18 protein-coding genes are annotated in these 15,563 nt (G+C 39.0%); 13 read left to right on the top strand and 5 right to left on the bottom strand.

Going from position 1 to position 15,563, the window contains the following annotated elements; translation table 11 throughout:
- Window positions 1-277 precede the first annotated feature (277 nt).
- Window positions 278-586 carry a YXWGXW repeat-containing protein gene (locus H0W62_08715; protein MBA3648619.1) on the bottom strand — a complete coding sequence of 103 codons (309 nt, stop codon included), beginning with the start codon at window positions 584-586 and terminating at the stop codon, window positions 278-280.
- Between the two features lie 149 nt (window positions 587-735).
- Here H0W62_08715 and H0W62_08710 point away from each other — a divergent pair, with 149 nt between their 5' ends.
- The gene (locus tag H0W62_08710; protein MBA3648618.1) at window positions 736-2,175 is read left to right on the top strand and encodes an aminotransferase class V-fold PLP-dependent enzyme; all 1,440 of its coding nucleotides are present in this window, start codon (window positions 736-738) and stop codon (window positions 2,173-2,175) included.
- Window positions 2,176-2,480: 305 nt separating this feature from the next.
- On the opposite strand, the gene H0W62_08705 is transcribed toward H0W62_08710, so the two are convergent.
- On the bottom strand, window positions 2,481-2,909 hold the full coding sequence (locus H0W62_08705; protein ID MBA3648617.1) for a type II toxin-antitoxin system death-on-curing family toxin: 429 nt from the start codon (window positions 2,907-2,909) through the stop codon (window positions 2,481-2,483).
- On the bottom strand, window positions 2,909-3,982 hold the full coding sequence (locus H0W62_08700; GenBank protein ID MBA3648616.1) for a DNA-binding protein: 1,074 nt from the start codon (window positions 3,980-3,982) through the stop codon (window positions 2,909-2,911). The genes H0W62_08705 and H0W62_08700 overlap by 1 nt, the downstream gene beginning before the upstream one ends.
- A 235-nt stretch (window positions 3,983-4,217) precedes the next feature.
- On the opposite strand from H0W62_08700, the gene rplM reads away from it, so the two are divergent.
- The 6 genes from rplM (at window position 4,218) to frr (ending at window position 8,375) form a co-directional block, all read left to right on the top strand.
- The gene (rplM, locus tag H0W62_08695; GenBank protein MBA3648615.1) at window positions 4,218-4,667 is read left to right on the top strand and encodes a 50S ribosomal protein L13; all 450 of its coding nucleotides are present in this window, start codon (window positions 4,218-4,220) and stop codon (window positions 4,665-4,667) included.
- Between the two features lie 19 nt (window positions 4,668-4,686).
- A complete protein-coding gene (rpsI, locus tag H0W62_08690; GenBank protein ID MBA3648614.1) occupies window positions 4,687-5,079 on the top strand; it encodes a 30S ribosomal protein S9 in 393 nt (130 codons plus the stop codon).
- 40 nt (window positions 5,080-5,119) lie between these two features.
- Window positions 5,120-6,025 carry a 30S ribosomal protein S2 gene (gene rpsB, locus H0W62_08685; protein ID MBA3648613.1) on the top strand — a complete coding sequence of 302 codons (906 nt, stop codon included), beginning with the start codon at window positions 5,120-5,122 and terminating at the stop codon, window positions 6,023-6,025.
- Between the two features lie 81 nt (window positions 6,026-6,106).
- Window positions 6,107-6,943, top strand: a complete 837-nt coding sequence (locus H0W62_08680) for an elongation factor Ts (protein ID MBA3648612.1) — start codon at window positions 6,107-6,109, stop codon at window positions 6,941-6,943.
- 95 nt (window positions 6,944-7,038) lie between these two features.
- On the top strand, window positions 7,039-7,752 hold the full coding sequence (locus H0W62_08675) for a UMP kinase (protein ID MBA3648611.1): 714 nt from the start codon (window positions 7,039-7,041) through the stop codon (window positions 7,750-7,752).
- A 65-nt stretch (window positions 7,753-7,817) separates the two neighbouring features.
- A complete protein-coding gene (frr, locus tag H0W62_08670) occupies window positions 7,818-8,375 on the top strand; it encodes a ribosome recycling factor (GenBank protein MBA3648610.1) in 558 nt (185 codons plus the stop codon).
- Window positions 8,376-8,421: 46 nt separating this feature from the next.
- Here frr and H0W62_08665 read toward each other — a convergent pair whose 3' ends face one another.
- Window positions 8,422-9,450 (bottom strand): SPASM domain-containing protein, encoded by a 1,029-nt coding sequence (locus tag H0W62_08665; protein MBA3648609.1) that lies wholly within the window; start codon window positions 9,448-9,450, stop codon window positions 8,422-8,424.
- A 462-nt stretch (window positions 9,451-9,912) separates the two neighbouring features.
- Here H0W62_08665 and nadA point away from each other — a divergent pair, with 462 nt between their 5' ends.
- Both nadA and H0W62_08655 read left to right on the top strand, forming a co-directional pair.
- Complete coding sequence (gene nadA / locus H0W62_08660; GenBank protein MBA3648608.1) at window positions 9,913-10,920, top strand: quinolinate synthase NadA; 1,008 nt, start codon at window positions 9,913-9,915, stop codon at window positions 10,918-10,920.
- 43 nt (window positions 10,921-10,963) lie between these two features.
- Window positions 10,964-11,476, top strand: coding sequence for a hypothetical protein (locus H0W62_08655; protein MBA3648607.1), 513 nt, complete (start codon window positions 10,964-10,966; stop codon window positions 11,474-11,476).
- A 17-nt stretch (window positions 11,477-11,493) separates the two neighbouring features.
- Here the strand turns inward: H0W62_08655 and serS are convergent, their stop codons facing one another.
- Window positions 11,494-12,762: a serine--tRNA ligase gene (gene serS, locus H0W62_08650; protein ID MBA3648606.1), complete on the bottom strand. Its 1,269-nt coding sequence runs from the start codon at window positions 12,760-12,762 to the stop codon at window positions 11,494-11,496.
- Between the two features lie 289 nt (window positions 12,763-13,051).
- Here serS and rho point away from each other — a divergent pair, with 289 nt between their 5' ends.
- The 4 genes from rho to yidD all read left to right on the top strand — a co-directional run bounded on the left by rho (window position 13,052) and on the right by yidD (window position 15,450).
- Complete coding sequence (rho, locus tag H0W62_08645) at window positions 13,052-14,572, top strand: transcription termination factor Rho (protein ID MBA3648605.1); 1,521 nt, start codon at window positions 13,052-13,054, stop codon at window positions 14,570-14,572.
- Between the two features lie 66 nt (window positions 14,573-14,638).
- The gene (rpmH, locus tag H0W62_08640) at window positions 14,639-14,794 is read left to right on the top strand and encodes a 50S ribosomal protein L34 (GenBank protein ID MBA3648604.1); all 156 of its coding nucleotides are present in this window, start codon (window positions 14,639-14,641) and stop codon (window positions 14,792-14,794) included.
- Between the two features lie 52 nt (window positions 14,795-14,846).
- Window positions 14,847-15,248 carry a ribonuclease P protein component gene (gene rnpA / locus H0W62_08635; GenBank protein MBA3648603.1) on the top strand — a complete coding sequence of 134 codons (402 nt, stop codon included), beginning with the start codon at window positions 14,847-14,849 and terminating at the stop codon, window positions 15,246-15,248.
- Window positions 15,229-15,450: a membrane protein insertion efficiency factor YidD gene (gene yidD / locus H0W62_08630; GenBank protein MBA3648602.1), complete on the top strand. Its 222-nt coding sequence runs from the start codon at window positions 15,229-15,231 to the stop codon at window positions 15,448-15,450. The genes rnpA and yidD overlap by 20 nt, the downstream gene beginning before the upstream one ends.
- Window positions 15,451-15,563 lie beyond the last annotated feature (113 nt).

The raw sequence follows: 15,563 nt of genomic DNA, 5'->3' as shown, positions 1-15,563 counted from the left end.
AGAAGCTTGGGTATTTCTGTTGAATTTTCAATAATAATGAATACGTTCCAATGACAAATTAGCCGCAAATACAATTTTTTTTTTAAACTATTTCAAATGTTGAGCAGAGTACTGCTCAAGTAATAAAACCCTAACCTTGGCCGCAATTACAATCCCGGTATATACCTGGTTTATATCACCGGTAAAGGGTTGGGTACTTCCACCCCAAAGATTGTTTAACAATAGTTTGCAATAGACAAAAGACCGGGCATCTCCGGGCTTTTCAGTCTACTATTATCTATCTTCTCCAGTTTCCATGAATCCATACATAGCCGCTCCTTTGCCGATTCCAGTGGCCCGGAGTCCAATGGTATTGAGTACGTGGAGGGCGTGACCAGTAGCCCGGTACTTTTACATAAACCCTGCTCTTTTGATCCCACCGCCATTCCGATGCAATCCAAACTGCTCCGGGGTAAGGCGCCACCGGCGCTACTACGACCGGCGGTGGTGGCGGCTGCTGGATAACTACATGATGTGCACAACTGCTTGTCAGTGCTATCAGAATTGAGAAGATAGCTATATTTATGATCCCACGTTTAGCTTTCATTCTTTAGTTTATGCTTATTTTCCAAAGATTAGACCAAATGATATCGTCTATAAATTTTATTGGATAACCTTGTTCGTTAATTTGAAGAATGTGGAGCCTTTCATCAATAATTCAGGGATATAAAATTACATCAACTAATAAGCATCTTCATGCGCGATCAAATTTTACGGCTGGAAAAAACTTCCCGATTACTTGATCCGGATCAGAGTCAGCGAAATCAGGTACGCAGCCGGGTTATTGAGTATGGGGATCATTTCCTGAATCATATAGAAACTACCAATGCTTTTAATATTTTAAATGAGCAATTGACTGATCATTTAAATATTCCAATTACCGATGAACCTTCATCTATTGCCGAGTTATTATCCATCATTAAAAATGAGGTTGATTATCCGGGGCTCAATCCAGCATCTGGTGGCCATTTGGGATACATTCCCGGGGGTGGAATTTATTATTCCGCTTTAGGAGATTACCTCGCCGATGTATTTAACCGGTATGCAGGCGTGTATTTTGCAGGGCCGGGAGCTGTAAAAATGGAAAATAGCCTGATCAGCTGGTTAGCCGATTTAATGAAATATCCAAATGATGCTGCAGGCAATCTTACATCCGGGGGAAGCATCGCAAATTTAATTGGTTTGGTATGCGCGCGCGATGCATCCAAAATAAAGGCAAGGGATTTCGAAACTGCCGTAATCTATTTAACATCACAAGCCCATCATTCGGTAGATAAAGCCATTCGCATTGCCGGAATGAAAGAATGTATTATCAGGCAGGTACCGCTTGACGATCACTGCAGGATGAAGAGTGAGGCTTTGGAAAAGATGATTGTGATGGATAAGAAAAACAAGCTTCAGCCTTTTTTAGTTATTGCTTCAGCAGGAACAACAGATACGGGTGCCATTGATCCATTGGAAGAAATTGGAAGTATTGCAAAAGTGAACAACCTATGGTATCATATTGATGCAGCTTACGGCGGATTTTTTATACTTACACATGAAGGGAAACAAAGGTTAAAGGGCATTAATAGCAGTGATTCTCTATCGGTAGATCCGCATAAAGGGTTGTTTCTGCCTTATGGCTCAGGTGCCGTGCTGGTGAAGAATAGGGTTGCCATGAATACATCTCATTTTTACCAGGCCAATTACATGCAGGATGCAACAAATGCCACAGAGGATCTGTCGCCTGCCGATCTTTCTCCCGAGCTTACCAAGCATTTCCGGGGGTTACGTATGTGGCTGCCTTTAAAGCTGCATGGCTTAAAACCCTTTAAGGCATGCCTGGAAGAGAAATTATTGCTGGCAAAATATTTCTATGATGAAATTCAAAAATTGGGATTTGAGGTGGGCCCTGAGCCGGAACTGTCCGTGGTAACGTATCGCTACGTTCCTCAAAAAGGTAATGCTGATGCATTCAATAAGCGTATTGTAGAAGAAGTGAAAAAGGACGGACGGGTATTCATCTCTTCCACCATATTAGATGGCAGGTTCATACTTCGAGCCGCTATCTTGTCTTTCAGAACACATCTTTCCACTATTGATCTGCTGCTAGATATTTTAAAAAATACTGTAAGAAAATTGCTGACTGAATAAGCAGATTTAACGACTATTGTTACTGCTCCAAATAAAAAAATGCAAAAAAGGTGATTATTCCGACAGGAACAAATTGAAAGTATCAAATTATAACTAATATGTAAGTGATGAAATCGTGTATATAGTCATGATCAGAAGAAATTTCTTGTAGCTTGTAATATGAAACTAAAGGCTGCCAAAAGAAGCGCAAATCAATGGCAGAATTGACGAATGGATATGAATTTATAAAGAATAAAGCATTAAATCCGCATCATAAAGAGGACTTTAAACGGATGGCTCTCGGCATTAACCTAAGCCCACAGTATCTAAGAGATAGCATGTATAATTTTCAATTTTAATTCTTCATTATATTCAGGTTCGCTTAATAATGATACCATAATTTCCTTCAAAAGTTTTTTATCAATAAGATTGTCTGCAACTGAAACAGCAATATTCTCCATTCCAATAATAAATTTGTCAACAAGCGCACGAAAACCATTTAATTCCAGAAAAAAAGCCCCTAAAGCAACTGAGGTTCTTTTGTTACCATCATTGAAATTGTGCCCCTTATTTATTTCATAAACGATATGCGTTAATTTGTCTACGAACATAGGATAATAGTCGTCATTTTGAATATGTGTCAATGAGCTTTCTAATCTGCCTTCATCAATTATTCCTGGATTACCACCTGATACTTCTAAAATCTTATCATGAGTTTTGATAGCATAGCGCAGGTCAAAATACTTACAATCCATTATCTACCCTTTAGCCGTTTAAAAACCTCTTTATTTTCTTCAATTCTTTCTTCAAGGGAGATACTATGTTCTCCTATAAATTTTTCAAAATCCTCAGAACTTACAATTCCAATGTAACTTTTCAATTTTTCATGGAGTGCATCTCTTAATGCCATGTCACGACTTGCCATTAAACTTCTTGCTTTCTCCCTGAGTGGTTCGTAAATTTCAATGGTAAGATTTTCAAATTCATTGAATAATTCATGCGCTTCAATGAGTTCAAGTTTCCTACCTATAGACTCAAATTTTTTCTTTAGATAAGCAGCAAACCCATTTTCATAACTTGAAATAAGATCAAGGACTTCTGAGTACATTGTTAGCCTCACATTTTCCTTTGAATTGAGGTTGAGAATCTGCCTATATTCTCTTGCATTTTCTTTGAAGATGCTTAGATAAATTTTATCGGTAAGTTGGGCATATTTAAAATTATTAGGTTCAATGTACTTGTTTAAGGCATCAGTAAATTCCTGACGGTAATTGAATTCACGAATAGCACTTGGCAAAAATTCTTCTTCTCTTTGATTTATGTATTTTGTCGACCCTCCCATTTTCTTATTCAGAACATCAATTACTATGTCTAAAATAGCCGAACGAAGCTCTCGTGCTCTTTCAGAACCCGTTAGTAGCATTCCAATATTTAAGAAGGCTCTAAATGTGAATATTCCTATATAAGGCGTTTTGGAGCTAATATCATCAATACCAATCATTTCCGAGATGTCTCCGACATCAACGTCGGAAACATTCCGCCTATATTCTTTTAGGTATGTTAACACGGCATTTCTAAATTCTCTAAGTCTTTTTCCGCTGAATAGTTCATACCCATTTTCAGCCAATTCGGCAGCATGATTTTCTAATAAACGTTCAATAGTTCGAGTATCTACTTCAAAAAATCTACTAATTTGCTGCTTAGTATACCTATACTTTGCTTCAAACTTTAAAGCTCTAAATCCTAATTGCTCGTAAAGCTCTTGAAGGGCAATATTGTTATTAAGAATATTCTTCCTTTCAGTTTGGGAATTTGTTAAATCTTTCATTCTAAGGGAATGGTGGGAAATTAGGAAAGTTTCTCCATAAGGACGTCAAACATCTCGGTAGGACGTTTTCGGTACCATCTCTAAAAACTACATCCGTCAATATATTTTGACGAAAATTTACCTCATTATCAATGTTTTATACGAACGACCTTCAAATTAATGTCCTTAGCCCTTGCTTCCTGCACTATTCCAATTACCTTTGCGACCCCTATTTATAACCTAATACAATACTCCGGTGGATACATTAAGTTTCAGAACGCAGCATGCCAATAAAAGTACTGTAAAACAAGCATGGTGGCTCGTGGATGCCGAGGGTCAAACCCTTGGTCGCCTTTCTACCAAAATTGCTTCTTTGCTTATTGGCAAGCATAAGCCTTACTTTACCACTCACGTAGATTGCGGGGATCATGTAGTGGTTATTAATGCTGAAAAAGTAAGAATGACCGGAAAAAAGATGAGTGATAAAATTATAGTAACCTACACCGGTTATCCTGGCGGCAAACGGGAAACTACACCCGAAAAGCTGCTGGATAAAAAACCTGAATATCTTATTGAAGAAGCCATTCGGGGCATGCTGCCTAAAACACGGCTAGGCAGGGCTATGTTTGGCAAACTGCATGTTTTTGCCGGTACCAGGCACAACCATATGGCGCAAAAACCTACTCCCATTCAAAACAATAGTTAACATTAAAAGACACTAATACGTGGAAAAAACAAATGCCATTGGCAGAAGAAAAGAGGCATCGGCGCGGGTAATCATATTTCCGGCTTCGGGAAAGTCAAAAATTGTAGTAAACGGAAAAGACTATACTGATTATTTCCCTCAGCGAATTTTTCAGCAGGTATTAGAGCAGCCTTTCAACCTTCTTGAGATACAGGACAAGTACGACGTAATAGTAAATGTTAACGGCGGCGGAGTGAAGGGTCAGGCAGAAGCAATTCGTCTCGGCATTGCCCGCTCTTTAATAAAAGTAAATCCGGAGTATCGCCCCATCCTTAAGACTAAGCAAATGCTTACCCGCGATCCGCGCTCGGTAGAACGCAAGAAGCCCGGCAGAAAAAAAGCCCGCAAGCGTTTCCAGTTCAGCAAGCGCTAATTGCAGGAATGTATTAATCATAACAAAATCTTTCATTACGGTGGAAAAAATTGAATATAAACAGTTGCTCGAGGCCGGAGTTCATTTTGGTCATTTAAAGAAAAAATGGAATCCAAAAATGCTTCCGTACATTTTCATGGAACGTAAAGGGATCCATATCATTGACCTGAATAAATCTATGGAAGCGCTCGAAGAAACGGCTGCTGCTATGAAGCAGATTGCACGCAGTGGAAAGAAAGTGCTTTTCGTTGCAACCAAGAAGCAGGCAAAGGAAATCGTATCTGCAGCTGCCCAAAGAGCGGGGATGCCTTTTGTGACGGAACGCTGGCTCGGTGGTATGCTTACGAATTTTTCAACAATTCGTAAGTCCATAAAAAAGATGCAAAGCATTGAAAAGATGCTTACCGATGGAACCTTTGAAAACATTACTAAAAAAGAACGTTTGCGCCTCGGCCGTGAAAAGGCTAAACTTGAAAAGGTGCTTGGGGGTATTGCGGCCCTTAATCGATTGCCGGCTGCTATATACATGGTTGATATTATGAATGAGCACATCGCCTTAGCGGAAGCAAAGAAGCTGAATATTCAAACTATCGGCATGGTGGATACCAATTCCGATCCCACACTGGTTGATTTTGCCATTCCCGCAAATGACGATGCAACGAAATCAATTGCTATTGTAACCAGCTATTTAACCCAGGCAATGGTTGAGGGATTAGAAGAGCGTCAAAAAGATAAGGATGCCATGGAAGCTTCAGGAGGACAGGAGGAAGAAGAAAATACAGAATCGCGCAGAGATTTTAATATGGGCGAAGACGAAGATAGTAAGGATAAAAGAGGTGGTAAAAGAGGTGGTAAGGGGCCCGGTGCACCTGCAGGAGGAGGATTAAGAAGAAGAAGGCCGCAAACTCAACAGCAGCAACGCCCGCGTCAGCCGTTGAAAAAATAATAATTCATATCTTATTCTTTGTATTGAGAGAACTCAGTGTGTGCTTTCTGATAATAGTAAATCATTAAAACATTAAATAAAATGGTTGAAATAAAAGCTGCGGATGTAAACAAGCTCAGGCAACAAACCGGTGCCGGCCTTATGGACTGTAAAAAAGCACTGACAGAATCTGAGGGAGACTTTGAAAAAGCAATTGATTACCTGAGAAAAAAAGGACAAAAGGTTTCTGCATTACGATCCGATCGTGAAGCGAAAGAAGGTGTTGTTATCGCGCTTTCAAATAATGAAAGGACAAAAGGCGTAATTGTAAACCTTAGCTGTGAAACTGATTTCGTAGCAAAAAATGAAGAATTTATTTCCTTTGCAAAAACAGTAGCACAGCGTGCCCTGGAAGAAAATACTTCCGATCGTGATCAGGTTCTTCAATTAAACTACACCGAGATTTCTATCGGTGATAAGATAGCAGAAATGGTTGGTAAGATCGGAGAAAAAATTGAGCTGCGCCGCTTTGAAATTCTGGAAGATGAAACGGTGGTTTCTTATATTCATTCAAACTATAAGCTTGCAGTTTTAGTAGGTTTTAACAAACCAAAAACAGATTTACTGGAAAGTACCGGTAAAGATGTTGCGATGCAGATAGCAGCTATGAACCCGGTAGCCGTAACCCAGGAAAATGTCCCTCAAAACATCATAGACCGTGAATTGGACATTGCCCGTGAAAAGGCGAAAGTGGACGGCAAGCCGGAAAATATGATTGATAAAATTGCAGCGGGTGCTTTAAATAAATTTTTTAAAGAGCAAACACTGATGAGCCAGGAATTCGTAAAAGATAATAAGAAATCAATTTCAGATGTGCTGAGAGGAATTGATAAGGATTTAAAGGTGACTGCCTTTAAGCGAGTAACGCTTTCAAATTAAACCATCAAAGGAGAGAAATTAATTCTCTCCTTTTTTATTTATAGGAATTCGCAATTCAAGGATTTGTAGATAACTGTTATAGAAAGAAACGGAATATGCCGATAAAATACAATCGCATTTTACTGAAGCTGTCTGGTGAATCTCTTATGGGAACCCAGGATTATGGGATAGATCCCGCGATGACAAGTCTGTATGCTGAAGAAATAAAATCAGCTGTAAATGCGGGTGTTCAAATTGCAGTAGTAATAGGCGGTGGGAATATTTACAGGGGGATGAACTCGGAAGAATCGGGCATTGAGCGGGCACAAGGTGATTATATGGGTATGCTTGCAACGGTAATGAACGGCATGGCGCTGCAAAGCATTCTTGAAAAGCACCAGGTAAGAACCAGATTGATGTCCGCTATAAAAATGGAGCAGATTGCAGAGCCATACATTCGGCGGCGGGCAATGAGGCATTTAGAAAAGGGACGTGTGGTAATCTTCGGGGCCGGAACAGGTAACCCATTTTTCACAACAGACACTGCAGCGTCTCTGCGGGCTATTGAAATTGATGCAGAAGTAATTCTGAAAGGAACACGCGTAGATGGAATTTATACAGCTGATCCGGAAAAAGATAAGAACGCTGTTAAATATGAGGCCATTACTTTTAATGAAGCATATTCGAAAAATTTGAATGTTATGGATATGACTGCTTTTACTCTTTGCCAGGAAAATAATATACCCATCATCGTGTACAATGCAAATACTCCCGGAAACCTTTACCGTGTGTTACAGGGAGAAAAACTCGGAACGCTCGTTACCGGATAAGTAATCAGAGCTTGTAATATTTTTTTGTCTCTCCATTTTTTATTTTTGATCGAAATTTTTTACTTATGAGCATTCAACAAATCAGTAGTGATGCAAAAAATAATATGGATAAAGCAATCCAGCACCTTGAGATTGAATTGACCCATGTACGGGCAGGGAAAATTTCTCCCGCCATTCTCGATAACATAGAAATAGATTACTACGGCTCACAGCTGCCCATATCTCAGTCAGCTAACGTCTCAGTTGCTGATGCGCGCACATTGGTTATTCAGCCCTGGGAAAAGAAAATGCTTGAAGTAATAGAAAAGGCCATCCTTGCTGCAAACATAGGGATCACCCCTCATAATGATGGGAATGTTATTAAGCTTTACCAGTCTCCGCTTACGGAGGAACGACGAAAAGAATATGTAAAAAAAGCACACCAGTTTGCTGAACTTGCGCGCGTAAGCATCCGCAACATCCGCCGTGATGCGGTGGATCAAATAAAAAAATTAGGTAAAGAGCATGTTTCAGAAGACCAGATAAAAGACGGGGAAAGTGATATGCAAAACCTTACTATAAAATATATTGGATTAATTGATAAACACCTTGAAGTAAAGGAAAAAGAGATTATGACCGTTTAATAACGATCTTAAATCAGGCTGATTTTGAATATACATAACGGCTGATTTAATTACGTATCACAGACATACCTTCTGAGCAATTTTTACAGATATCTATTTCATTTCTTGAAGTTAGCACAGCATTTCTGAAGGCAGTATATGCCTCGCTTTTCCAGATTTGGCTTAATGGCCTTTGTTTAAGATTCCCTAACTGGTGCTTTGCATCCTTATCAAAACAGCAGGGAACCACATTTCCATCCCAGGTAATTACACAGGAGTGCCACATCTTCCAGCAATGGTTAATCAGGGTGTTTTTAATCCGGTAAGTACCATCCGGGTTTATTTTATAACGCGAATATTTTTCTATGGTGGGAATCAAGCTGTTCCCATTTTCATATTCATAGACCTGTGCTGTTTTAAACCACAGATCATCAGCTCCTGATTCTTTTTGTAAATCAATAACTTCAGAAATCTGGTGTTCATTGGGTTTTACAACTAAAAACTGTATAATAATATGTGGGGTTTTGGATTTCAGTTTTTCTTTCCACTTCACAATACTTTTTACCCCCGCTACAACTTTAGATAATTTACCGCCAACCCTGTACTGTTCATAAACCTCCTGTGTAGTGCCATCAATGGAAATAATAAGACGGTCCAACCCTGATTCCACGGTTTTTTTAGCATTTTCTTGATTTAAAAAATGACCATTGGTAGAGGTGGAAGTGTAAATATTATGGTCTGAAGCAAACTCAATCATATCCAAAAGCTTTGAATTGAGGTAGGGTTCACCCTGAAAATAAAAACTGAGGTACAATAAATCACGGTGTATCTCCTGAATGATCTCCTTAAAAAAAATTTCATCGAGCATTCCTGTATTACGTGTAAAGGCTCTTAACCCACTGGGGCATTCGGGACACCGAAGATTACAGGACGTTGTAGGCTCTATGGAAACACTAAAAGGCAATCCTTTAAGAGTTGCTGTTCCTGCATATTTAGAATAGTGATACGACCAGAAAACTTTAATAATATTCCATGCTTTACGTAATGTAAGTTTGCTGATCAGGTTGGTAAAATCATTCCACACCGGTGTAATCATAGGTACTATTCTTATTCAAAAATACCATTTCATGCCAGAATGAATAAACTGCCATTAATCTGTAACGAGTTTATTATCAAAGTGTTCTTACTAACATTATTTTCCCCGGATATGTGTTTAAACCGTTAGCAGAATGTTCCAAACTTTCTATTTACAAATATCGTCTTATAACTTACCCCTTAGGTGTATAACTCTTTAAAAAAAGTACCATTTGTCAACGAGCCCATTTTTAAAAAGTGAGTAATTATTTAGAATTTTATTAACTGAGCAACATGCGGCACATTGTGTTAACAAGTATCAACCTTGTTGATTTGCAGGATGAATCGTTGTGGATTACGTATTTTTAAATGTGGATGAACCATTGATAAGCAGGAAAGCAAGTAAAAGAAAGTAAAGTTGCAAACGAATTAACACCACTAATAGATTGTAATAATAACTTTCTATTTTAAAAGTAATATTTAAATGAGTGAACAAGTAGCTGAAGCAACTGAGAAATTAAATGAAACCGGTTTTTTAGATATTGAGGTGGACCCGGAAATAGATTTATTTGAAGAAATTAAACGCCTCAAGAAAGAAAAAAATGCTATTATACTAGCGCATTATTACCAGGAGCCGGACATCCAGGAAATTGCGGATTATATGGGAGATAGCCTTGGGTTATCACAGCAGGCAGCAAAAACGCAGGCCGATATCATTGTATTTGCTGGAGTCCACTTTATGGCTGAAACGGCGAAAATCCTTTCACCCCAAAAAAAGGTTTTAATACCTGATCTAAAGGCAGGATGCTCCTTAGCGGATGCCTGTCCTGCGGAATTGTTTTCAAGGTTTAAAGCTAAATTTCCTGATCATGTGGTAATAACCTATATAAACTGTTCGGCTGAAATTAAAGCACTTAGTGATGTCATTTGCACTTCATCCAACGCCCAAAAAATAATTGAATCCATCCCTCCAGAGAAAAAAATCATTTTCGCTCCTGATAAGAATTTAGGGAGTTATCTTATCCGGAAAACCGGCCGGGATATGCTGCTATGGGAAGGTGCATGTATTGTTCATGAAGTATTTTCAAGGGAAAAGATATTAAAGCTGAAAAACCGGCATCCACAGGCAAAGGTAATTGCACATCCTGAATGTGAAACCCAGGTATTAGAACTTGCCGATTATATTGCATCCACCACTGGTCTTCTTAAATACACTATAAATAATTCAGCTACTGAATTTATAGTAGCGACTGAAACTGGAATTCTTCACCAGATGCAAAAATCATCTCCTGAAAAGGTCTTTATCCCCGCTCCTCCTGATAATGGCTGCGCCTGTAACGATTGCCCTTACATGAAACGCAACACACTTGAAAAATTATTCGTGTGTATGGAGTATGAAATTCCTGAAATTACAGTTCCTGAAGAGATACGAATACAGGCAAAGAAATCAATCGATCGTATGCTTGAAATTTCGGCACAGCATGGACTGTGAATAATAATAAAATCACAAAGCTTCTACTTAGGATTCTTATGCTATGAATCTTAGAAAGGAAATAAAAGAGCATTCTAAAAAGCAGGTGATAAAAATTGCATCCTGGATTAATGGCGATAAAGATCGCTTTGCGGAATTGATGAAATTATTTTTCAATGATCAGTACCGGGTAGTTCAGCGATGTGCCTGGCTTGTATCTCATGTGGGTAAAAAACATCCTGAGCTCATTTTACCTTTTATAAAACGGATGCTGGAATACTGTAAGCAACCTGTTCACAATTCTGTTAAAAGAAATGTAATTAGGGTTTTACAGAATATTGAAATTAAAAAAAAATTACATGGACTGGCAACAACTATTTGTTTCGATTTTTTGGTTTCTTCCATGGAGCCGGTTGCAATAAAAGTATTTTCAATGAGCGTACTTTCAAATATTGCAAGAGATGAACCGGGTATCAGAAATGAGCTGCGTATGCTGATTGAAGATCAGATGGAATTTGCAAAGCCAGCCTTTACTTCGAGAGGAAAAAAAATATTAAAGATGCTCGGAAGGGAATAAATTTTTTTAAATCAGTCTTAAATCATTTCCCAACCAGTATACGGTACCAATGCTGCCGGAATTTTAATTCCTTCAGCGCTTTGATTATTTTCTAATAATGAGGCTACAATTCTTGGAAGCGCAAGTGCACTGCCATTCAGGGTATGAGGAAATTCTGTTTTTCCCTCTTTTGTTTTAAAACGAAGCTTCATGCGGTTTGATTGAAAAGTTTCAAAATTAGAAACACTGCTTACCTCAAGCCAGCGTTTTTGAGCTGCGCAAAAAACTTCAAAATCGTAGGTTAGCGCAGATGCAAAACTCATATCTCCACCACATAATTTTAATATGCGATAAGGTAGCTCTAACTGTAAAAGCAGGTGCTCTACATGGCGCACCATTTCTTCCAGCATTTCATAAGAACGGTCGGGATGTTCAATGCGCACTATTTCCACCTTGTCAAACTGATGCAGCCGATTTAATCCCCGAACATCCTTTCCGTATGAACCGGCTTCACGCCGAAAACATTGTGAATAAGCGGTCATCTTCAATGGCAGCTGTTCTTCCTTAAGCAATACATCACGGTAAATATTAGTTACGGGAACTTCAGCGGTTGGAATTAAATAAAAGCCATCGGCATTTACGAAATACATCTGTCCCTCCTTGTCAGGAAGCTGTCCTGTTCCAAACCCCGTTTCCTCATTAACCAGCAGAGGGGGCTGATATTCAGTATACCCTGCATCAATTGCATTTTCAAGAAAAAAGGAAATAAGGGCACGCTGCAGCTTCGCACCTTTCCCTTTATAGAGAGGAAATCCGGATCCGGTAATTTTATTTCCTAGTTCAAAATTTATTATATCATACTCTGATGCTATTTCCCAATGCGGCTTGGCGGATTGTGGCAATTCGGGTATGAAGCCTCCGGTTCGTACCACCTCATTATCTTCTGCTCTTCTGCCTTCCGGCACTTTTTCACTGGGAACGTTAGGGAGCAGAATCAATAGCTCAAACTGCTGTTTCTCTGTATCACGTAATTGATCTTCCAATTTTTTTGCATCCTCTTTCAATTTAAAAGTTTCTTCCCTTTTTCTTTCCGCCTCTTCTTTTTTTTTCAGGGAAAAAAGGTGTCCTATTTCTTTTGACAGCTGATTAAGGTTCGATAATATTTTATCCAGATCTGTTTGCATCCTGCGCCGCTCCTTATCGAGTGAAAGAATTTTTCCTACTATTTCATTTGCATCAAATTGTTTTTTTGCGAGTTGGTTTACTGCATTATCCTGGTTGCTCCGCAAATATTGAAGGGTAAGCATGATTAAATTTTTGCAAAGGTAAACTACGCTTCTGATCGCAAAAATTTAATGAAACAATAAAAAACAGCCGGCTATTTTTATACGTGGCTAAATGTTTTTTAATGGCAATTTGTAGTTTATAATTCTTTACATACCTTTGCCCTGTACTCTTCGTTTTAATCCATCCAGGAAATTTCGATTTATAATTTCAAATCATATTTATAATTAATTCAGGCATACAGGACCTCCCTGTTTGCTCCAATGCAAAACCAATGCATTTGAAAAACTAATATCACCCTTTAAACTATTTATGTACGACATTTTGCAATTGAACGATATGCTCGTTCCCGAACTCAGAGATATTGCTGACCATCTTAAAATTGAGAATTCTCAAAAGCTTGCTAAACAGGATCTCATTTACAAAATCCTCGATCAACAGGCTATTATACCTGAGTCTGTCAAAGAATCCCAGGACGATGCCAAGCCAAAAATACGAAGGCGTAAAGCAGTTACTAATGTAGATGAGCCGCCCGCTAAAGAAACGGAGGTGATTACAGCTACTATTCCAGAACCTGTTGAGATGGAGGCAGCACCCATAATAGAGGAATCTCCAGTAGTGATGAATGATAAGGTTGATGATGGAATGCGGTATGAAAAAAATGGGCAATTCCAGAGGTTGCCTTTCCGAAAGGAAGTTCCCACGTTTAACGTTGATTTTGATGGCATGATTCCGGGGGAAGGGGTTCTTGAAATCATGAGTGATGGGTATGGATTTTTGCGCTCCTCAGATTATAATTATCTTTCTTCTCCTGATGATATCTATGTTTCACCTTCCCAGATAAAATTATTTGGTATCAAGACAGGTGATACTGTAACAGGTACCGTGCGGCCCCCCAAAGAGGGAGAAAAATATTTTGCCTTACTGAAAGTAGAATCGATCAATGGCAAAAGACCTGAAGAAATCCGTGACCGTGTGCCGTTCGATTATCTTACGCCACTGTTTCCTGATGAGAAGCTAAACTTATTTAATGAGCCAAATGACTACTCTACACGTGTAGTTGATTTATTTACACCAATAGGAAAAGGCCAGCGGGGATTGATTGTAGCGCAGCCTAAGACAGGCAAAACCATGTTGCTGAAGGCTGTAGCCAATGCAATCGCTAAAAATCATCCGGAAGTATACCTGATTGTATTGCTTGTTGATGAAAGGCCCGAAGAGGTTACTGATATGGAGCGAAGTGTGCGGGCAGAGGTTGTGGCATCTACATTTGATGAACCCGCTGAGAAGCATGTAAAGGTAGCGTCCATCGTGCTTGAAAAAGCAAAGCGTATGGTAGAATGCGGAAATGACGTAGTAATATTACTGGATTCTATTACCAGGCTGGCACGCGCCCATAATACGGTGTCGCCGGCTTCCGGTAAGGTTTTAAGCGGTGGTGTTGAAGCAAACGCTTTGCATAAGCCCAAACAATTCTTTGGTGCCGCCAGAAACATAGAAAATGGCGGGTCGCTTACTATCCTGGCAACCGCCCTGATAGATACCGGTTCAAAAATGGACGAGGTAATCTTTGAGGAATTTAAAGGCACAGGTAATATGGAATTGCAATTAGACCGCAAGCTTTCAAATAAGCGTATCTTCCCTTCGGTGGATGCTACTGCTTCCGGAACCCGCCGTGAAGACCTGTTGCTGGATAGGGAGATGCTGCAGCGAATGTGGATACTTAGAAACCATCTCGCTGACATGACGGCTGAAGAATCAATGAAGTTCCTTCTTGATCACATGAAAGGCACCAAGTCTAACGAAGAGTTTCTGATTTCAATGAATGGATAAAAGTTATTTTTGTACCCGATGAAAGTATAAGCTTAAACCTAAGAACTACGATAAATAAACCAGGTTATGAAAAGAACTTATCAGCCGTCAAACCGAAAAAGGAAAAATAAACATGGCTTTCGTGAACGGATGAAATCAAAAGATGGACGTGCGGTACTTGCCAGCCGAAGGAAACAGGGGCGAAAAAAACTCACAGTGTCTGACGAAAAAACGCTTAAATAGCATTATTGGGGGGGAAGAAGCACTTTCAAAGAAAGAAGATGCACCCTTTAATATCAGGCGCACTCTTTCAAAAAAAGAACGACTCCATAGCAAAAAATTGATCGACGAACTGTTTTCGGATAGTTCGTCGTTTTATTTTTATCCGTTCAAAATAAATTATCTTAAAAAAAGTGAAAACGCTCAGTTTTCCGTTCAGGTTTTAATATCTGTTTCAAAAAAAAATTTTAAACGGGCTGTAGACCGAAACAGCATTAAGCGGCGTGTCCGGGAGGCTTACCGGATAAATAAGCAATTGCTATATTCTTCACTAAAAAAAAATAATCAGCAGTTGCTGATCGGTTATATTTATGTTAGCAGAAAGATGGAACCTTTCGCATTGATCCAGGATTCAGTATTAAAAATTATAGAACGAATTTCCAGTCTCTATGGCATTCCTGAAAAAAATCCTGAGTAGTATCCTTATCACTGGAATCTTACTGTATCAAAAAATTGTTTCCCCTTGGATTATGCCAGCATGCCGTTATACACCTACGTGCTCCGAATATGCTTTAGAGGCAATTAAAAAGTACGGACCCTTTAAGGGAATATGGATCGCATTTAAAAGAATTTCGCGCTGCCATCCCTGGGGAAGATATGGAAATGATCCATTACCTTAATCTAACAATATAAGTGAAGATTAATTTGCTCTTCTTTCGACCAACCTTATTCACGATTCGACTAATCAAAACGGGTGTAAATAATTTTGATTTAATTTCGTTTTTAACAAAAA

The sequence above is a fragment of the Chitinophagales bacterium genome, from assembly GCA_013816805.1.
In the GTDB taxonomy this organism is placed as follows: domain Bacteria; phylum Bacteroidota; class Bacteroidia; order Chitinophagales; family UBA10324; genus MGR-bin340.
This window is presented reverse-complemented; position numbering and strand designations above follow the sequence as displayed.